This window comes from Thioalkalivibrio sp. XN279 (genome assembly GCF_011089885.1).
GTDB lineage: Bacteria > Pseudomonadota > Gammaproteobacteria > Steroidobacterales > XN24 > XN24.
On the sequence record NZ_JAANBD010000015.1, the window covers coordinates 73,669 to 92,054 of the forward strand.

The following is an 18,386-nucleotide window of genomic DNA, read 5'->3' on the forward strand; positions in this document are numbered from 1 at the left end:
CGCAAACAGGCATTCCACCCGGCACGCGGCAGGCATCGGGGCGAACGAAGCGCAGCCCCATGGCGCCGCATCGCCTTGCTTCCGCGCCCTACCTTCCGCCAGTCGCACGACGACGGCCTCCGCCTCGGCACGTGGTTCCGTGAGCGCAGGTCGGGCCTGGTCTGAATTTGCCGGTGGGGGTTGCGGGTAGTCCTGTTCGGGGTGCTCGCGCACAGGACGTGCGCGAGCAAGCCTACAGGGACGTATTCACGGCGTCCCCGAACAGGGCTGCGCGCAACGCCCGGGCACGATAGCGCAGGTCAGGCGGGGGCGCGCTCGGTCTTTGCCAGCAACACCGGCAACAGCGTCATGTTCCCCAGCAGCGCCGCCGTCATGGCAAGGCCGGTGAGCAGGCCGAACATGATGGTCGGGATGAAGGCTGACAGGGCCAGCACCGAGAAGCCGAGCACGATGGTGATCATGGTGTAGTAGAGCGCGCGGCCGATGGAGGTGTGGCAGCGCATGATCGCGGCCCAGGGGTCGCCGTCGACGCGGATCTCTTCCTGGTAGCGGTGCACGTAGTGGATGGTGTTGTCCACGCCGATGCCGATGGTGATGGCGGCGATGGTCACTGTCATCAGGTCGAGCGGAATGCGCGCCCAGCCCATGAGGCCGAGCACCAGGGCGGCGGAAAGGAGGTTGGGCAGGATGCCGAGGACGGAGTAGCGCACCGAGCGGAACAGCACCAGGAACATCACCATGATGGCGCCGAAGACCACCCCGAGGGTGAGGATCTGGGAGCGGAACAGGCCCTGCAGCATGTTGTTGTACAGCACCATCATGCCCGACAGGTGCACGTTGTCCGCGCCGTAGCCCATTTCCTCCTCGAGATGCCGCTCGATCTCCTGCAGCATCTGGTTGCGTCGCAGGTCCGGCGCCGACTCGTAGACGCGGATGCTGAAGCGCAGCTGGTTGCCGTCCTCCGACATGTAGGGGTCGAACAGCACTTCCTTCACGTTCTCGGGCAAGCGCTGGTAGAACACCGAGATGAAGAAGTCCTCGCTGAGCACGCGCGGCTCCAGCTTGCCGAACATCTCCATGGCGGTGCTGATGGACAGCACCTTGCCGGTGCCCTCGAGCGACTCGAGGTATTCGTGGATACGCTTCGCCTCGCGCAGGCCGGCACTGTTCATCCAGTAACTGGTGCTGGCGATGCCGCTGCCGTCTTCCACCTCGAGCTCCTCGAAGCCGGAGAGGAAATCGGGCTCTTCGAAATCGTCCTTTGCTCCCTCCGGCTCTGCCGCCGGGGCGTCGACCAGCACGTCCAGCGGGGTGGTGCCGCCGAGTTGCTCGTCGATCAGCCGCATGCCCTGGTAGATCTCGGTGGATTTCTTGAAGTAGTCGATGAAGCGGTTCTCGATGGAGAGCTGGAAGGTGCCGGCGACGCCGGCGACCGCGAGTACCGCGCCGGCCAGCAAGGTCAGGCCCGGCCGGGCCGTGATGCCGCGCGCCAGCGCGCCGGTCATGGCGCCGGTGACGTTGCGCAGCTGCGGCGACTTGCCGGCCTTCAGCATCACCAGGGCGGCGGGAAACAGCGTGAAGGACAGCACGAACGCCACGCCCAGGCCGAGGACCATCATCCAGCCGAAGTCGATCACGGGGCGGATGCCGCTCACCAGCAGTGAGCCGAAGGCCACCATGGTCGTGAGCGCGGTGTAGAGGCAGGGCACGAACTTGCTGTGCACGGTGTCGCGCACCAGCGTGTACTGGTCGGCGTCGGGGTGCAGTTCGTGCAGCTCGCGATAACGCACCACCAGGTGAACGCACAGCGCCAGGTTGAGGATCAGCAGCAGCGAGACGAAGTTGGAGGAGACCACGGTCACGGGCCAGCCCATCAGGCCGAGCAGCCCCAGCATGGCCACGACGGACGAGGCGCAGGTGATGACGGGCAGCACGACCCAGCGGGGCTGGCGGAAGGCGACGAACAGGATCAGCACGATGAAGGCGCCGACGGCCGCGCCGAACACCACCAGGTCCGAGCGCACGAAGGCGATCGAGTCCACGGCGATCATGGGCACGCCGCCGAGATGGATCTCGGCCTGGTCGCGGAACCTGTCCAGCACCGCGCGCACATCCGCGATCGCCTGCGTCTCCTGCTCGCGCAGTTCGGCGCCGCGTGCGGCGATCTTCTGGTCCAGCTCCGCCAGGCGCGCCTGCTCGCCCTCGTCCAGTCCCTCCTCCTGGGCCTTGATGCGCAGCTGGTCCCGTTCGCGCTGCATGGCGCGGTAGGACTCGTCCTGCACGAACTCGACGCGGATGCCGCTGGTGCGCCCTTCCGGACTGACCAGCAGGTTGCGGTAGAGATCGCTTTCCAGCAGCCGGCGACAGTCCTGCGCCCGGTCCGGCCCGTCGCAGGTCAGCGCCTCGGGCTCGGTCGGCAGCTCGGTGAGACTCGCGTCCAGCCCGTCGAGCACGGGCACGTCCAGCAGGGTGGTGACCGCGGCGATGTGCGGGAGCTCGGCGAGGGCGTCACGCAGCGCGGCGAGGCGGGCCAGGGCCGGCTCCGTGAACAGGCCGTCTTCGGGCGTATAGGTGACGACGAGGAAATCATCGGACTCGTAGCGCGCGCGCACGGTGCGGTAGAACGTCACCGCCTCGTCCCCTTCCATCACCAGCGTCTCGGAGGAGGCGTCGAGCTGGAAACGCGGCGCGAACAGGGCCAGCACGCCGACCACGAAGGCGACCGCCACCAGCGTCACTATGGGGCGTTGCAGCACGACGGTGTCGTAGGCTGCGGTGAGGCGGCGCGCAGCGCGCCCGGCGATGCTCATCTGCGTTCCTGTTCCGGGGCGGTCAATCGGCGTCGGGCGCGCCAGGCAACTGTTCGAGCGCGGTGCGTAACTGGATCAGCTTGGTGCGGGCGATGGCGGCGTTTTCCGGGCCGATGCGCAACAGGATCTTCTGCCCGGGCGACAGCGCCTCCAGCTCCGGATCCGCGAACTGGTACAGGACGTGCGGGCGCGCCAGGGCCAACGGGCCGGACACCCGCGGCGTCGCCAGCAGGTGGTCGATGATTTCCAGCGCGCGGTTGTGGAACTGCCGGCCCGGATAGCCGAGCTCCTCGTAGGCCTGTTGCAGCAGCGGGTAGTGGCGCCGATAGGCGTCGGCCAGCATGCCGATGTCGACGGCCTCCACGAGCCGGAACAGGGGCGCATAACGCTCGTAGTTCGCGGGCGCAATGTACAGCTCGTCTTCCTCGCCCTCGACCAGGAACAGCCCGCCGATCGGCGGCACGACGCGCGCCTGGATCCAGAGCCCGTCGCGACTGAGGTTGTCGGTGGTGGCTACCAGCTTGCGAATGACGTCGTTCGCGGCCAGGTGCTGGCTCGCCAGCGTCTCCCCGGCGGCAGCCGCAATCACCGCGCGCGCCTCGGCGTCGCTCTCGTCCAGGGACGGCAGCGGGGCGGCGGGCTCGGCCTCCGGCTCGGCCACGAAGGCCGGCTCGGGCTCGGGCTCACGCGCGACCGGGGCCGCGGCGGGCGCCTGCTCTGCGCCTGCATCCGGCGCGTCGGGCAGCTGCACGGGCTGGGGCGCCGGCTCGTGCACCTGGCGCGGATAGCAGAAGGCCACCAGGCCGATCACCGCCAGTGCCAGCAAACCCCATGCCAGGTGCTTGTGCATAAACGTTCCGCTCCGGCCTCAGGTGGCCGCGACCAGGAGCCGCGAGTCGAAGCTGCGGGTCGTGCCGTCCTTCGCTTCCAGGCTGACTTCCCACAGGTCCTCGTCCGGGATGCTGGTGCGTTCGCGCCCAGGCAGTTCGCGCTCGTCGTCCACCTGCAGGCCCCACACCCGCACGTGGCGGATGTTGCGTACCGGAATGCGCTCGGCATCGAACTTTTCGCGCAACCCCGGCGCCACCGCGTCGCCGGCCCAGGTAGCGAACCCGGCGTCCCGGATGGCCGCGACTGCGGGCGGCATGGGGAAATCCTGGGCGGTGCTGGTCACGGTCCGATCCTCCTTGGCGGCGAGTGTTGAGCTAGACTAACCCCCCATCATGAGCCTCGCCACCCCCCGTGCCCCGCTATGGGCGGGATGCCGAGTGCTCGCAGAGACTGCCAAGCAGAGGAGGCCCGTCGTGGTCGTGGACTCAGTCAAGAACAGATCATTTCTCGCCGTGCTCGCGGCCGTGAGCATGTCCCTGGCCCTGGCGGGCTGCGCCAAGGAAGAGGCAGCCACCGCGCCGCAGCAGGCCGCACCGTCTCAGGACGCCGCGCCCGCCCCTGCGCCCGCGGCGGCGGCTGCGCCCGCAGCCGCACAGGCCACGGCTGCGGAGCCCGCGGCGCTGATCGAGCGCGACAAGCTGTTCGGCAACCCGGCGCGCTCCAGCGCCCAGCTCAGCCCGGACGGCAAGCGCATCGCCTACCTGGCGCCGCGCGACGGCGTCATGAACGTGTGGGTGGCGCCGCTGGACGACATCGCCGCGGCGCAGCCGGTGACGGCAGAAAAGGTCCGCCCCATCCGCGGTTACTCCTGGTCGCCTGACGGCACGCAGATCCTGTACGTACAGGACAAGGGGGGCGACGAGAACTTCCTGCTCTACGGCGTGAACCTGGAGAGCGGCGAGACGCGCGACTACACGCCGTTCGACAATGTGCGCGTCACCATCGTCGGGGTCAGTAACAAGGTCAAGGACGAGATCCTGATCGGGCTCAACAACCGGGATCCGCGCTGGCACGACGTGCACCGGCTCAACCTGGACAGCGGAGAGATCACCCTGGTGCGCCAGAACGACGGCTATGCCGGGTTCGCCGCCGACCAGGACCTGGAGCTGCGCATTGCCGCCAAGCCGACGCCGGACGGCGGGCTGCTGGTGGAGCGCATCGGCGCGGACGGGGAGACGTCCCTGCTGACGACCATCCCGTCGGAGGACTCGCTCACCAGCAACGTCCTCTCCATCCCGCAGGGCGCTGATTTCGCCTACATGCTGGATTCGCGGGGCCGCAACCTCGGCGCGCTGGTCAAGCTGGACCTCGAGAGCGGCGAGACCGAGGTCATCGCCAGCGGGCAGCGCGCCGACATCGGCGGCATCATGAGCCATCCGGTGACCGGCGAAGTGCAGGCCTATGCCGAGAACTACCTGTCCAACCGCTGGTACCCCATCGGTGACGCCCTCAAGGCGGACATCGAGTTCCTGGACCGCGAGGCCGGCGGCGAGTGGTCCGTCACCAGCCGCACCGACGACGACCGCTACTGGTCGCTGGTGATCGACCGGGTGACCGAGCCTGCGGCCTACTGGCTGTACGACCGGGAGGACAAGACGCTGGAGCGGCTGTTCACCATTCGGCCGGAGCTGGAGGGCGAGACGCTGGCCGCGATGCACGCGGTCGAGATCAAGAGTCGCGACGGCCTGACGCTGGTCAGCTATCTTTCGCTGCCGCCGCACCTGGACCCGGAGGGCAAGGGCGTGCCGGTGGAGCCGGTGCCCATGGTGCTCAACGTGCACGGCGGGCCCTGGGCGCGCGACGGCTTCGGCTTCCGTGGCGATCACCAGTGGCTGGCCAACCGCGGCTACGCCGTGCTGTCGGTGAACTTCCGCGGCTCGACCGGCTTCGGCAAGGACTTCGTCAACGCCAGCAACCTCGAGTGGGGCCGCAAGATGCACGACGACCTGATCGACGCGGTCGACTGGGCCGTCGAGCAGGGCATCACCACGCGCGACCAGGTCGCGATCTTCGGCGGCTCCTACGGCGGCTATGCCGTGCTGTGGGGCATGACCAACACGCCCGAGCGCTTCGCCTGTGGCGTCGACATCGTCGGCCCGTCCAACCTCAAGACGCTGCTCGACAGCATCCCGCCCTACTGGGCGTCCTTCTTCGAGCAGTTTGCGCGCCGTGTCGGCGACCCGCGCACCGAGGAGGGCCAGGCCCTGCTGGCGGAGCGTTCGCCGCTGACCTACGTGGAGAACATTCAGAAGCCGCTGCTGATCGCCCAGGGCGCCAATGACCCGCGCGTGAAGCAGGCCGAGAGCGACCAGATCGTGGCGGCGATGGAAGAGCGCGAGATCCCCGTGACCTACGTGCTGTATCCGGACGAGGGCCACGGCTTTGCCGTGCCGCAGAACCGGCTGAGCTTCTTCGCCGTGGCCGAGGCCTTCCTGGCCGACTGCCTGGGCGGGCGCTACGAGCCGGTCGGCGACGATTTCGCCGGCTCGAGCATCCAGGTGCCGGCGGGCGCGAAGTTCGTGCCCGGCCTGGAGGACGCCCTGGGGTCGGTCAAGGAGGCCGAGTGAGCCGCGCATTGCGGAGCCGCCCCCGACGGGGGCGGCTGCAGCGCCTCGTGGCCATCTTGGGCGGCACGGCGCTGCTCGCCGGCTGTGCAGCGACCCCTTCGCTCACGGTCGATAAGCTCGATGAGCCCTGGCGCTGCGCCAGCGTGGCCTGGATGGAACTGACGGACCGTCCTGCCTCGATTGCGGAGCAACGCATCCGGGCCGAGGTCATGCGCGCGCTGGAAGGGAAGGGGTATACGGTGGACGAGACCGCCCCGGACTGCCTCGTCGCCGGGCTGATCTTCACCGGCGCGCGTCCAGGTTCGCCAGTGAGTGTCGGCGTCGGGGCCGGGAGCTGGGGCGGGAATTTCGGCGGCAGTGTCGGTATCAGCCTCCCGCTGGGTGGCGGTCCGCGCACCTACGGCAACCTGGGCGTGGACTTCATCGACCGGGAGCTCAACGCGCAGGTCTGGCGCGGCACGCTGGAAGCAGCGTTCCCCACGCCTGAGCCGGACGATGCGCAGGTGGCGGCGGCCGTACAGCAGGTGCTGGCGTCCTTGCCCGCGCCTGCCGCTGCCACCGCCCCGTAGGTCGTCCCCGCGCGGGCTACGGCCCGCTGCGCACTGACTGATTGAGCAGGGCGCCGTCGTCCGCGATGCGGCGCAGGCTCCAGTTGAGCACGTAAGGCGTCACGACACCGTCGGACGGCGCGGCCATCACGACCGCGTCGTGGCCGCCGGCCCCGCCCGGGCCGCAGCCGCCGCTCTTCAGGCTGACGCGCAGCTGGTACTGCGCCGGCCGGCCGGAGTCGGGCAGCGGGCAGGCGATCGCCGGGTCACGCTGCCAGCCGGGCCGCGCCGGGCGATCGGCCCAGCAGATCATGGCGCCGGCCGAGTCGATCACCTGCAGGCACATCCCGCCGGGCCCGCCGGCGTCGTCGTGGTCTTCATGGTCGTCCGCGGCTGCAGTGACGACTTCGCCGCTGTCGTGCCCGCCGCAGTCTTCCTCGTCGTCATGCGAGCCGCCTTTGCGGCCCTTGACCTGGAAGATCTCGGCGTCGACGTCGGCAAACAGCACCTCGCCGCCCTTGCTCTGGAAGGTGAAGCTGTCGTCCGGATTCCAGTTGGAATCCAGCACGCCGGCCAGTGAATGCGTATCCGACTCGCGCACCACCTGGCCCAGGGCCGGGGTCGCGAGCAGCGCCGCGGCCATGCAGGCCAGCGTCGCCAGTCCCAGTGGTTTCGTGTTCATGGTGTTGCCCCCTTGTGGCATGGGCGGCCCGCATCGGGCGGGCCGCCCCTGGTGTCAACCGGAACGGTGTTCCGGCTTGGGTTCAAGCCGCGGTCACTCGACCGGTGTCTCGACGCAGTACTGCAACAGCTCGACCGGCACCGGGTGCTCGTGCACGAAGAAGATCACGGCACGGGCGTCGTCGACGGCCTGCGCGAAGCCCCAGGCGTTGTCACCGTAGAAGTCGGTATAGCTGTCGCCTTCCTCCGTGGTCGCCGCTGCGAGGCCGCCTACATAGCCGCCCTCGTCAGCCAGTGGCGGAAACACCAGCTTCAGGATCGATTCACGCGCCACCTGCACGGTGACCTCGGGCGGATCGCCGCTCACGTCGATGACTTTCAGGTAGCACACGTCGCCGGCATAGGTCTCGCCGCGGTCATAGCTGTACTTCACGAAGTTGAAGTACGGGAAGGGCACCTTGCCTTCTTCCTGGCCCGTATTGGGCAGCCCGAACAGCGTCGTCGCTTCACCGGTCATCTCGGCACCGATGTTCATGATCACCGTCGTGTACATCAGCTCGTCCAGCCCCATGGGATGGAACTTGTCCGCGGCGGCGCCCAGCATCGCTGCTGCACGGTCCATGAGGTGCAGCGCCCGCGCGTCGTCGCCCTCGTGCTCCGGCCATTCCGGCAGCACGACGTCGTCGCCCGGGTTCACCTCGGGATGCGACAGTGCGGCCGTCTCCAGCAACCGCTCGAAGCCGGCCAGGTTCTCGCGCGGCGCATCGATGGTCTTCAGCACCGGTATGCCGTCTTCCATGTAGCTCACGACCAGCCGACCGGCTTCGTCCAGCGCGATCGAGCTTTCGGGCGTGGTCAGTGTCGTCAGCAGTTCGATCAGGGCGGAGTCGAGCACCTTCGGCGGCGAACGCACGGCGCTCAGGCGGCCGAAATCGGCCTCCGTCACGCAGCCCGTGTACTGCGGGTCGACCTCGCCGTCGAGGAAGGGAACGCGATAGGCCGTAATGCCCAGCTCGCTGTAGATCGAGCCGGTCCCGAGCTGCACATAGCCGGAAGAAGTGTCTGCGAGCAGGGCATCGATATCTTCGACCGTCAGCGGGCATTCTTCCGTGCCCAGCTTTTCAGGAAACACGATCGGCGAGCGCACCCAAGTCTCCTTGTCCTTTGGTCCGAGGCCCCAGGTCATCAACGGCACGCCGTTCACGTCGCGGTCGAGCAGCGCCATGTCGCCGAGAAAGTCGTCCGGGGAGGAGCCCGGCTTGCCGCCGCCACCCCCACCACCGCCACCGCCACCGATGCCGCCGCCCCCATTGCCACCACCACCACCGCTACCGCCACCACCACTGGGGCCGGCCACGGCGAGGGACGTGACGAGCGCCACGACCAATGCCATCAGTATCTTTCTTGCCCCCAACATGATTGGTCACCTCCGTGTCCCGGGAGTACGGCCTGCGCAGTTACCGTTTCTCCTTGTCAGAAGGCGGCGCAGGCTTGCCACGGAGGGGGTTGTCGGCCCTGGGACCGGGGCCTGCGCCAGGCCTGCGCCGCCCCGTGAGCTATGTATGGTTGCTGGCGGCAAGGAGCGCCATGGGGTGAATCACCCATGCCCGCAGCGGGTGCTAGACTCAGGCCGTGATTCCGGCATATCCGGCTGGAATTGAGGCAGGGGCCGATGGCCAGGGACAGGACGAGCGACGCATCGATCAGGCGCTGGCTGCTTGCGGCCGTGCTGGCCGCGGTGGCGATGCTCGGCTGGCTTTCCTGGCATGCCATCGAGGCCTCAGTCACCGTCGGCCAGCTGCGCCAGTCCCATGCCGAGGCCGCCCAGGCCCACGACGCCATGCTGCGCCTTGAGGCGGAGATCCAGCGCACCGCGCAGCTGGCGATGGCTACCGGCCGGCCCGAGTGGCTGGAACGTCATGCCGAGACGGAGCAGCGCCTGCGCGAGCAGATCCACGCGCTGAGGGCGGATACGGTGGCAGGCCACGAAATTCTCGCCGAGGCGGTGAGCGCACTCGACGAGATGAGCCGTATCGAGCAGCAGGCACTTGCGCTGCAGGCAGCGGGGCAGGCGGAAACGGCCTTCGAGCTCGTTACCAGCCTCGAATATTCCACCCAGCTCATGACGCTCGGCCGGGCCATGCGCGGTTTCGATGACGCCTATCACGGCTGGATGCTCGAGAAATCACTCGGCCTGACCCGGGGCGAGGTCATCTCGCTGCTGGGAGCCATGGTGTTGTTCGGCCTCGCGATCGCGGCCTGGGTCCTGCTGGTGCGGCGGCTGCGCCAGGAACAGGCGGCGTTGCTCACGGAAATGGAGGCACGGACGCGTGCCGAGGCCGAGCTGTTGCGCGCGCAAAAGTTCGAAGTCCTGGGCGAGCTGTCTGGTACGGTCGCCCACGACGTGGACAACGTGCTCAGCGCTGTCGCTGGGTATACCTCTCTGGCAGCGAGAGCCGCGACCGGGCAGGCCAGGCGCGCCGCGCTGGAGGGTCTCGAGCGCGCAGTGCGCCACGGGCGCGGCCTGACGCGCAACCTGATGTCCTTCGTTCGTCATGAGCAGGCCAGCCTGCAGCCGGTCGAGCTCGGCGCCCTGGTGGAACAGGCGCGCGCATGGCTCGCACCGCTGCTGCCCGAGAACATCCAGTTGCAGGTGGTCAACCACGCGACTGAACCGCTCTGGGTCGAGGCGAACGCGGTGAACCTGGAGCAGGCGCTGCTCAACCTGGCGCTGAACGCGCGTGACGCCATGCCCGACGGCGGCGAGCTGACCCTGGCGCTGTGCCGCCGACAAAGCACCTCGGAGTCCGGCCGCGGCCCGGGTGCCGCGCTCGCGTGCCTCGGCGTCAAGGACACCGGCTACGGCATGGATGCAGAGACCTTGCAGCGGGCGCGCGAACCGTTCTTCAGCACGAAGCCGGCGGGGAAGGGCACCGGGCTGGGCCTGGTGTCCGCCGGCCGGATTGCCGAGTCCGTGGGTGGAGAGATGGAGATCGAGTCCCAACCGGGCGCCGGTACGCATGTCCGGCTGCTGCTGCCCGAGCGCGCGGACCTGGCGCCCGTACGGACTGGTGTGCCAGTTGGCGGCTCGCGGGTGGTGCTGGTTTCAGCGGGCGCCTTTTGGGGCGAGCTGCTGGCAGACACATTCGAGGACCAGGGCCTCTCGGTCGCGCGCTATCACAGCCTGGCGACCGCACGGGGTGACCCAACTCGCGCCGCCTTGCTGGTGCTGGACTGGCGCGGTTCGGTTGCAGAAGCAGTGACTGCACTGCAGGGCCTGCGGGCCGACGGGTTCACGGCCCCGGTGCTGCTGCTGCTCGACGCGGAGTTGGTCGGGCGGGATGCAGAACTGGAGTCCAGGCTGGCCGGCCTCGCGCTGGTGGTTTCGCGTGGCGTCCGGCTGGGAGAGCTCGGCAACCTGGCGCGGCGTCTTGCCATGGAGCAGGCAGCGGAGACAGCGGCATGAGCGCCCGGACGCGCATCCTGCTTGCGGACGACCATGCCATCCTGCGCGACATGCTGGCAGAACGGCTCGCACTGGAGCCCGATTTCGAGATCGTGGCGGCGGTGCCTGATGCCGACCAGGCGCTCGCGCTGGTACGCGCCCGGCCGGTGGACCTGCTGGTGCTGGATATCGATATGCCGGGACTGTCACCTTTCGCTGCTGCGCGACAGGTGCGCGAGGAATGCCCGGCGACGCGGGTCGTCTTCCTCAGTGCTTACCTGCGCGACGGCTACCTGGCGCAGGCGTTGGCGGTGGAGGCGGCCGGCTACCTGGTTAAAGAGGATGCGCCCGAAGCCATTGTCGACGGCCTGCGCCGTGCCGCGCGCGGGCGGGTCGCGTTTTCCCCCGCGGTGCGGGCGCGGCTGGTATCGCATCGCGAGAGTGTCGAACTATCGGATGCGCCGGCGGGCAGGCTGTCACTCCTCACGCCGCGCGAACTCGAAGTGCTGCGGTACCTGGCGAGCGGGCTCAGCCGCAAGGAGCTGGCCCGCACCATGCAGATCAGCGCCAAGACCGTTGAGCAGCACTGCGATCACTTGATGCAGAAGCTCGGCATCCACGACCGCGTCGAGCTGGCGCGCTTCGCCATTCGCGAGGGGCTGGTCGAGCCCTGATACCGGACCGCCCGGCTCAGCGGCGGGATACGAAAGTCAGTCCGAGACCCCAGTCCGGCGCGCTGTCGCTGAGACCCACCGAAGCCGTCACGTAGGCGCCCCATCCATCCATGCGCCAGCCGACCATGCCCAGCGCCTCGAGGCGGTCGTCGTTGAACTCGTAGCCGGCCTCCCGGTAGTCGAGGAATGCGCCGACTCGCATGCCGCGGGAGCCGCTGTTGGAGAGGCCGCCCACGGAGGCGATCAGGCCGTCGTCCAGCGTGAAGCCGTCCGGGTCGCCGCGAAAGACATAGCCGACAGAACCGATGGCCGTAAAGCCCGGCAGGAACTTGACCAGGTCGGCCTGCAGAGTGAAATCCGTCTGCCCGGTGCCGAGGCCCTTGTCCTCGTCGGCAGTGCCCAGCTTGATGCTGCCGCCCAGGTCCAGCGCAAGATCGCCGGCGCGGTTCTTCCAGGCGTCGTACAGGGTCATGCCGAGCACCACGTCTCCGAGCCCGCTCTCCGTCACGTCCGGGCCGTCGCCGGGTATGGGCTGGCCCCCGGGGCCCTCGATGATGGTGCCGGCGGGAGCGTCTACGCGGAGGTAAGGCACGGTCAGGCGCAGCGACATCCGGTCGCTGCGATACCAGCCGGTCAGGGGGATATAAAGCTCGTCCACCGAGCGGTCGCCGCCGTACTCGCCCGTGGTGAATTCGGTGCCGACGGACAGCTGGAAGCTGCCCGGTGAAGTCGCTCTCGGCGACTCCGCGGCTGGCGCCGCAGCAGCGGCCAGGGCGGTGATGGTTGCAAGCAAGAGGACGCCGGCGTCCTTGCCGGCGTCCCGCGAACGTACGTGTTTAGCGTTGTTAGCGTTCATCGCAATATCCGCGTGTCAGGATCTTCGCGGGTTAACCCGTCGGCTCTTCGAGCTTCACGCCACGCTCCCGCGCGCGCTTCATCATCTCCTCGTGGTGCCGGGCGCGAATCTGCTCGCGCTCCGCGTCACTGCCGGCATTGCGCATCTGTTCCATGTGCTGCAGACGCTCCTGCTCGGTCATCATCTCGCTGCCGAAGATCTCCTCGTCCTGGTGGATGCGCTCGCGCAGCTGGTCCTGGTCGCGATCCTGCTGCTGCAGGCGGTCCTGGTCCTTGTCCTGGTCGCGGTCGCGGTCCTGATCCTGGTTACGATCCTTGTCCTGGTCACGATCCTGCTGCTGCAGGCGGTCCTGGTCCTTCATTGCCACCTTGTCGGGCGATACCACCCGCTCGCGGCTCTGGACCCGTTCCATTTGCCGTTCCTGCGTCGTCTGGCCGGCACGCTCCTTGGCGCCCTGTTGCGCCCAGGCCCCTGCAGACACGACAAGCGCGGAGGTGGCCAGTGCCATCAGTATGAATGTCCTCGTTTTCACGGTACTACCTCCTTCGAGCTGTATGTCAGCTCGTCCCACTCACAGCATCGGTCCTGGCCGCCTTGCTGGCTATGGGGCTTTCACCCCATTCCGGGCCCAATGAGACGGGATGGAGGTCAGCCCGTGTTCTGCAGCCCGTGGGCGATGCCGTTGACCGACAACAGGAGGGCGCGAAACAGCGCCTCGTCCTCGCGCCCGCCTTCGCGCCAGCGCCGCAGCAGGTCCACCTGCAGCAGGCTCATGGGGTCGACGTAGGGATTGCGCAGGCGGATGGTGCGGTTGAGGGTTGCATCGTTCGCCAGCAGCTCGTCGGTGCCCTTCAGCCGCAGCACCAGGTCGACGGTACGCCGGTATTCGGCCTCGATGAGCTCGGCATAAGGCCGTGCCGGCGACTCGGCGAGCTCGGCATAGCGCCGCGCAATGCCCAGGTCGCACTTGGCCAGCACCATCTCGAGGTCGTCGAGCATGGCGCGCATGAACATCCAGCGCTCGAACATCTCCTTGAGCGGCGCTTCGCCGTGGCGTGCCACCGCGGCCTCGAGGCCGTGGCCGACGCCGTACCAGCCCGGCAGGATGGCGCGTGTCTGTGTCCACGCGAACACCCAGGGAATGGCGCGCAGGTCGCGAATGCCCTGCATCTGGCGCCGCGCCGGCGGGCGCGAGCCGATGCGCATGCGCTCAATGACGTCGATCGGCGTGGCCTGGCGGAAATAGGCGTAGAAGCCGTCGTCCTCGTGGACCAGCGCGCGGTAGGCGCTGCGGCTCTCGGCGCTGATGTCTTCCATCACCTGGCGCCACAGCGGCGGCGGCGCGTCGCCGCCGTCCCGCAGCGTGGCCTCGGCCACGGAGCTGGCGGCCTGCTCCAGGGTGCGGATGGCGATGCCGCGCAGGCCGTACTTGGCGTTGATGATCTCGCCCTGCTCGGTGACACGCAGGCGCCCGCGCACGGCGCCGCGGGGAGCCGCCAATGCTGCAGTGTGCGTGCGCCCGCCGCCGCGGCTGATGGTGCCGCCGCGGCCGTGAAACAGCGTCAGGTCGAGGTTGCGGGACTCGGCCACCGCCACCAGGCGTTCCTCGGCCTGGTGCAGCGCCCAGCGTGCTGCTGCGATGCCGGAGCCCTTGTTGGAGTCGGAATAGCCGATCATCACCATCTGCCGCCGCCGGCGGGTCTCGAGATGCGCCTGGTAGACGCGGTCGTCGAGCAGCTCGGCGAAGATCTCCGGCCCGCGCTCGAGGTCGTCCACCGTCTCGAGCAGCGGTGCGATGTCGAGCGGCACCACGCCGTTTTCATCCGCCAGTCCGGCCCAGCGCGCCAGCAGCAGCACCGAGAGCACGTCGTCCGCGCCCTGTGCCATGGAGATGATGTAGGGACCGATCGCCCGCTCGCCGTAGGTCGCCAGGCATTCGCCGGCGGCGCGGAACACCTCCAGGGTCTTCTCCGCCGCCGCGTCGTCCACCAGCGGGCACAGCGCGCCCTCGTCCAGCAGCTGCTGCAGGCGGGCGGTGCGCTCGGCGCGCGGGCGCTGCATCCAGGCCTCGTCGCGCAGGCAATGGGCGATGCACTGCCGGTGCACTTCGGAGTCCTGGCGCAGGTCGAGGGTGGCGAGATGGAAGCGGAAGGTCTCGGCCCGGCGCTGCAACCGTTTCACGGCGTAAAGCCCGGCATGCTCGCCCTTGTTCTGCGCCAGGCTGCGGGACATCAGGGCCAGGTCCACGAGAAACACTTCGGCGTTGGCATAGCCGTTGGCGGCGCCGCGTGCGGTGGCGGCGAGGCGGCGGCGCAGCAGCGCGCACCAGACGCGGTAGGGCATGTCGCGGTGGCGCGGCGCGACGTCTTCCAGCGCCTCCGGGAACAGCGCCTGGCAGGTCTCGATGCGCTCCAGCAGCTCAGGGGCGAAACCGATGCGGCTGGGCGCCTGCGACAGCTCGCGCGCGACCTGGCGCAGCTCCGCGCGGTACAGCTCCAGCGCGGTGCGCCGGTGCAGGGCGAGGGTCTCGCGGATGGTGTCGGGACCGACGTTGGGGTTGCCGTCCATGTCGCCGCCGACCCAGCTGCCGAAGCGGAAGATGATCCCGGGCTCGGGACGCGCCGAGGCCTCGCCCCACACCTCGGCGATGGCCTGTTCGAGGTGCTCGTACACGGCCGGGATGACGCGGTACAGGCTCTCGGCGAGAAAGAACAGCACCTGCTCGCGTTCGTCGCCGACGGTGATGCCGGTGCTGGGGTGCTCCTCGGTCTGCCAGCCGGCAGTGACCTGGGCGCGGATGTTGGCCAGCAGCACCGCATGCTCCTGGGGCGTCAGCGCCGGGTTCATTCGTTCCACCAGGCGGCGCGCCACCTGCTGCTGCTTGAGCAGGATGGTGCGGCGGGTCGGCTCGGTGGGATGGGCCGTGAATACCGGCTCGATCAGCAGTCCGTCGAGGAAGGCCATTGCCGCGCGCGGGTCCGGCCGGTGCTCGGCCAGCAGCCGCATGGCGGCCTCGAGGCTGTCGGAGCGCAGCTGGCGCGTGTCGCGCAGCCACTCGCGGCGCCGGCGGATGCGGTGCACTTTCTCGGCGATGTTCACCACCTGGAAGTAGGTGGAGAAGCCGCGGATGACGTCGCTGGCCGCGGCGGTGTCGAGGGAGTCGAGCAGGCCGCCGAGGTCGCCGCGCTGTCCGGTCTCGCGCTGGGTGATGGCCGCCTGGCGGATCTGTTCCACGGCGGCGAAAACCGCTTCGCCGCACTGCTCCGCGATGACTTCGCCGACGATGGCGCCGAGCTCACGCACGTCGTCGCGCAGGGCCGCGTCCTTGGGCTCGAAGTGGACGGGCTCGCGCTGGGTATCGGTCATGCGCTTCACACCAGGATCTTGCGGGCGCCGCTGACGAACTTCTCGACGTCCGGACGCGGGTTCCAGGGTTTGGGTACGTTCATGCCGCGTTGCACCGCCGGGCGCTCCCCGATCACCCCGAGCCAGCGCTGCAGGTGCTCGAGGCCGTCGACCGGGATGCCCGACCACTCGTACGACACGATCCAGGGCCAGGTCGCCATGTCCGCGATGGAGTAGTCGCCGGCAAGATAGTCGTTGTCGGCCAGGCGGCGGTCGTAGACCTCGAACAGCCGCCGCCCCTCGCGCTGGTAGCGCTCGATGGCGTAGGGGATTTTCTCTTCGGCGTAGCGGTAGAACACGTTGGCCTGCCCCATCATCGGGCCGACGCCGCCGACCTGGAAGAACAGCCACTGCAGCACCACCGAGCGCGCCTTGGCTTCCGTCGGCAGGAACAGCCCGGACTTTTCCGCCAGCCACAGCAGGATGGCCCCGGACTCGAACAGCGGGAAATCCCCGGCGGCGCGATCCACGATGGCCGGGATGCGGCCGTTCGGGTTGATGGCGAGGAACTCCGGCGTCTTCTGCTCGCCCTGCGCGAGATCGACGGCGTGCACGGTGTAGGGCAGCGCCATCTCTTCGAGCGCGATGGACACCTTGCGTCCGTTCGGCGTCGGCGCCGTGTAGAGCTCGATCATCGCTCAGTCCCGGAAGTTGGTGAACTGCAGCGGCAGTTCGAGCTCGGCCTGCTTCAGCAGGGCGATGGCGTCCTGCAGGTCATCGCGCTTCTTGCCGGTGACGCGCACCTGCTCGCCCTGGACCTGGGACTGCACCTTGAGCTTGGACTCCTTCACCAGCTTGACGATCTTGCGTGCGTCGTCGCTGCCGATGCCGTGGCGCAGGATCACCTTCTGGCGCGCCTTGTTGAGCGCGATCTCGGGCTCTTCCACCTTCATGCAGGCGACGTCGATGCCGCGCTTCGCCAGCTTCTGCGTCAGGATGTCGACCATCTGCTTGAGCTGGAAGTCGGCCGGCGCCTCCATGCTGACGACGAAATCGCCCAGCTCGAATTTCGCCCCGGTGCCCTTGAAGTCGAAGCGGGTCGCCACCTCGCGATTGGCCTGGTCCACGGCGTTGGCCACCTCGTGGCCGTCGAGTTCTGATACCACGTCGAATGAAGGCATGTCGTGTTCACCTCCGCCACCCGGGGCGAGGCGCTCCTGTCTCAAGCGGGGCCGTCAATCATGGTGGCCGCAGCGCTTCGCTGCAAGGCGGGCCGCGCTGCGCAGCGTGTTTCCGGGGTGCGAAGCCGGATTGGCGGCCTTCATCCTGCACGCCGGCTGCGGGACACTGCGGTCCCTGCAACGCACATGTACGGGGGACCATGGATGGTGGACCTGGAAGCGATCCGGGCGCTGGCGACACGGACGCCGCCGGCGCCCGCCCGGGTGGTGACGCTGGATTCGGCCTGCTGCCCGGAAGGACTGGAAGCGACCCTGGCGTCGGTCGACACGGCGCACGCTGCCGGATGCCGGGTCACGTTGCGGATCAGCGGCAGCTGCGAGCCTCATGAGTGCGATGCGCTCGTGGCGGCGCTGCGGCAGGACGGCGCGGCGCGCCGCAGTGCCCTGCAGGTTGCCGCGCTGGCCTTGCCCGGCGCCGCAGCGGCGCCCGACGGCCTGCTGCGCGGGGTGGGGGCGCTGTGCACCGCGTCGCCCGCACGGTACCTGCTGCTGCCCGGTGCCGCGCTGGAAGCGATCCAGCGGCGCGGCGGCGTGCGCCTGGCGCACGGCGACGAGGTCGACGGCCGCCGCTGGTGGCAGGGGCTGCTCGCGCTGGCGCACGGCGAGCACGAGGTCAGCCTGGTGCCGGAGGCGCCCGGACCGGGCGTGTCCCGCTTCGCGCCGGGGGGCTGCTGGGCCGGTCCTTCGCCCGGCGCCGGCGAGCTGATCCCGGCGCACGCGCGCCGCTTGCGCCTGCCGCTCGATTTCGGCGCCCTGGTGGCGGCGGCCGGCGATCATCCCGTCGCTCTCGGCCGGTTGGCGGGACAGCTGGTCGAGCTGGCCGACGGCTTGCTCGACGCCCAGGGGGCGGGGGCGCGACGCCTTGCGCTGCAGCTGGACGGCATCGCCCACGCGGTGGTGGCGCACGGCCACGACCCGCGCAGCTTCGCCGCGTTGCGCTGGGTCAAGGCCCGCCTCGGCGCCTTCCGCGACGGCGCATGCGCGGCATCGGTACGCCTGGCGCGCATGCATGGCGTGGGCGGCGGGCTGGACCCGTTTCCCTTGCCCGGCCGGCTCGAGGTCAGCGAGGCCGGCCCGAGGGAGCGGGCGGTGCTGGCGCACGGCGCGCGCCACTCTCACCTGGTCAGTCTTTCGCCCTGGAGCCTGGCCCCGCCCGGGCTCGGTCGCGACGCCTTCGGCCTGTTGCCGGCGCTTGCCTGTGCCGACAGCATCTGCTGGCGACGACCCGCGGGCGAGCACGGCATCGACTGGTATGGAGAAGCGCTTCGATTCGCATGGGCCGTGGCCCTGCGCGGCTAGCGACTTCATGCCCGGCATGGTAAAGGTGG

15 protein-coding genes are annotated in these 18,386 nt (G+C 69.2%); 5 read left to right on the plus strand and 10 right to left on the minus strand.

The annotated features are described in order from the left end of the window. Window positions 1-299: 299 nt before the first annotated feature. The 3 genes from G8346_RS01915 to G8346_RS01925 are packed head-to-tail and all read right to left on the minus strand — an operon-like array spanning window position 300 to window position 3,984. Window positions 300-2,810, minus strand: a complete 2,511-nt coding sequence (locus G8346_RS01915; protein ID WP_166047665.1) for an RND family transporter — start codon at window positions 2,808-2,810, stop codon at window positions 300-302. Window positions 2,811-2,832: 22 nt separating this feature from the next. Next, window positions 2,833-3,660 carry a DUF3014 domain-containing protein gene (locus tag G8346_RS01920; protein WP_206202535.1) on the minus strand — a complete coding sequence of 276 codons (828 nt, stop codon included), beginning with the start codon at window positions 3,658-3,660 and terminating at the stop codon, window positions 2,833-2,835. 18 nt (window positions 3,661-3,678) lie between these two features. Next, window positions 3,679-3,984, minus strand: a complete 306-nt coding sequence (locus G8346_RS01925; protein WP_166047667.1) for a hypothetical protein — start codon at window positions 3,982-3,984, stop codon at window positions 3,679-3,681. A gap of 136 nt (window positions 3,985-4,120) precedes the next feature. Here G8346_RS01925 and G8346_RS15050 point away from each other — a divergent pair, with 136 nt between their 5' ends. Then, a complete protein-coding gene (locus G8346_RS15050) occupies window positions 4,121-6,268 on the plus strand; it encodes a S9 family peptidase (RefSeq protein ID WP_206202536.1) in 2,148 nt (715 codons plus the stop codon). 47 nt (window positions 6,269-6,315) lie between these two features. Then, a complete protein-coding gene (locus G8346_RS01935) occupies window positions 6,316-6,837 on the plus strand; it encodes a DUF4136 domain-containing protein (RefSeq protein ID WP_166047669.1) in 522 nt (173 codons plus the stop codon). Window positions 6,838-6,853: 16 nt separating this feature from the next. On the opposite strand, the gene G8346_RS01940 is transcribed toward G8346_RS01935, so the two are convergent. Continuing rightward, a complete protein-coding gene (locus tag G8346_RS01940; RefSeq protein WP_166047671.1) occupies window positions 6,854-7,498 on the minus strand; it encodes a hypothetical protein in 645 nt (214 codons plus the stop codon). Window positions 7,499-7,591: 93 nt separating this feature from the next. After that, a complete protein-coding gene (locus G8346_RS01945; RefSeq protein WP_206202537.1) occupies window positions 7,592-8,890 on the minus strand; it encodes a hypothetical protein in 1,299 nt (432 codons plus the stop codon). Window positions 8,891-9,169: 279 nt separating this feature from the next. On the opposite strand from G8346_RS01945, the gene G8346_RS01955 reads away from it, so the two are divergent. Both G8346_RS01955 and G8346_RS01960 read left to right on the plus strand, forming a co-directional pair. Continuing rightward, on the plus strand, window positions 9,170-10,963 hold the full coding sequence (locus tag G8346_RS01955; RefSeq protein WP_166047675.1) for a sensor histidine kinase: 1,794 nt from the start codon (window positions 9,170-9,172) through the stop codon (window positions 10,961-10,963). Continuing rightward, window positions 10,960-11,616, plus strand: coding sequence for a response regulator transcription factor (locus G8346_RS01960; RefSeq protein ID WP_166047677.1), 657 nt, complete (start codon window positions 10,960-10,962; stop codon window positions 11,614-11,616). Before G8346_RS01955 ends, G8346_RS01960 begins: the two co-directional genes overlap by 4 nt. Window positions 11,617-11,632: 16 nt before the next feature. Here G8346_RS01960 and G8346_RS01965 read toward each other — a convergent pair whose 3' ends face one another. The 5 genes from G8346_RS01965 to G8346_RS01985 form a co-directional block, all read right to left on the minus strand. Continuing rightward, window positions 11,633-12,472, minus strand: coding sequence for a transporter (locus G8346_RS01965; protein ID WP_166047679.1), 840 nt, complete (start codon window positions 12,470-12,472; stop codon window positions 11,633-11,635). A 31-nt stretch (window positions 12,473-12,503) separates the two neighbouring features. Continuing rightward, window positions 12,504-13,004 carry a hypothetical protein gene (locus tag G8346_RS01970; protein ID WP_166047680.1) on the minus strand — a complete coding sequence of 167 codons (501 nt, stop codon included), beginning with the start codon at window positions 13,002-13,004 and terminating at the stop codon, window positions 12,504-12,506. Window positions 13,005-13,120: 116 nt separating this feature from the next. Further along, window positions 13,121-15,838, minus strand: coding sequence for a phosphoenolpyruvate carboxylase (gene ppc / locus G8346_RS01975; RefSeq protein ID WP_166047682.1), 2,718 nt, complete (start codon window positions 15,836-15,838; stop codon window positions 13,121-13,123). 5 nt (window positions 15,839-15,843) lie between these two features. Further along, window positions 15,844-16,512 (minus strand): glutathione S-transferase family protein, encoded by a 669-nt coding sequence (locus tag G8346_RS01980; RefSeq protein WP_166047684.1) that lies wholly within the window; start codon window positions 16,510-16,512, stop codon window positions 15,844-15,846. Window positions 16,513-16,515: 3 nt separating this feature from the next. After that, window positions 16,516-16,998, minus strand: a complete 483-nt coding sequence (locus tag G8346_RS01985) for a YajQ family cyclic di-GMP-binding protein (RefSeq protein WP_166047686.1) — start codon at window positions 16,996-16,998, stop codon at window positions 16,516-16,518. A gap of 186 nt (window positions 16,999-17,184) precedes the next feature. Here G8346_RS01985 and G8346_RS01990 point away from each other — a divergent pair, with 186 nt between their 5' ends. After that, window positions 17,185-18,357: a hypothetical protein gene (locus G8346_RS01990; protein ID WP_166047688.1), complete on the plus strand. Its 1,173-nt coding sequence runs from the start codon at window positions 17,185-17,187 to the stop codon at window positions 18,355-18,357. Window positions 18,358-18,386: the final 29 nt, after the last annotated feature.

What these genes read in the sequence shown, in the direction of transcription:
- G8346_RS01915 (WP_166047665.1), bottom strand. Translation starts at nt 2,810, where the DNA reads ATGAGCATCGCCGGGCGCGCTGCGCGCCGCCTCACCGCAGCCTACGAC.
- G8346_RS01920 (WP_206202535.1), bottom strand. Translation starts at nt 3,660, where the DNA reads ATGCACAAGCACCTGGCATGGGGTTTGCTGGCACTGGCGGTGATCGGC.
- G8346_RS01940 (WP_166047671.1), bottom strand. Translation starts at nt 7,498, where the DNA reads ATGAACACGAAACCACTGGGACTGGCGACGCTGGCCTGCATGGCCGCG.
- G8346_RS01945 (WP_206202537.1), bottom strand. Translation starts at nt 8,890, where the DNA reads ATGGCATTGGTCGTGGCGCTCGTCACGTCCCTCGCCGTGGCCGGCCCC.
- G8346_RS01955 (WP_166047675.1), top strand. Translation starts at nt 9,170, where the DNA reads ATGGCCAGGGACAGGACGAGCGACGCATCGATCAGGCGCTGGCTGCTT.
- G8346_RS01960 (WP_166047677.1), top strand. Translation starts at nt 10,960, where the DNA reads ATGAGCGCCCGGACGCGCATCCTGCTTGCGGACGACCATGCCATCCTG.
- G8346_RS01965 (WP_166047679.1), bottom strand. Translation starts at nt 12,472, where the DNA reads ATGAACGCTAACAACGCTAAACACGTACGTTCGCGGGACGCCGGCAAG.
- ppc (WP_166047682.1), bottom strand. Translation starts at nt 15,838, where the DNA reads ATGACCGATACCCAGCGCGAGCCCGTCCACTTCGAGCCCAAGGACGCG.
- G8346_RS01980 (WP_166047684.1), bottom strand. Translation starts at nt 16,512, where the DNA reads ATGATCGAGCTCTACACGGCGCCGACGCCGAACGGACGCAAGGTGTCC.
- G8346_RS01985 (WP_166047686.1), bottom strand. Translation starts at nt 16,998, where the DNA reads ATGCCTTCATTCGACGTGGTATCAGAACTCGACGGCCACGAGGTGGCC.
- G8346_RS01990 (WP_166047688.1), top strand. Translation starts at nt 17,185, where the DNA reads ATGTACGGGGGACCATGGATGGTGGACCTGGAAGCGATCCGGGCGCTG.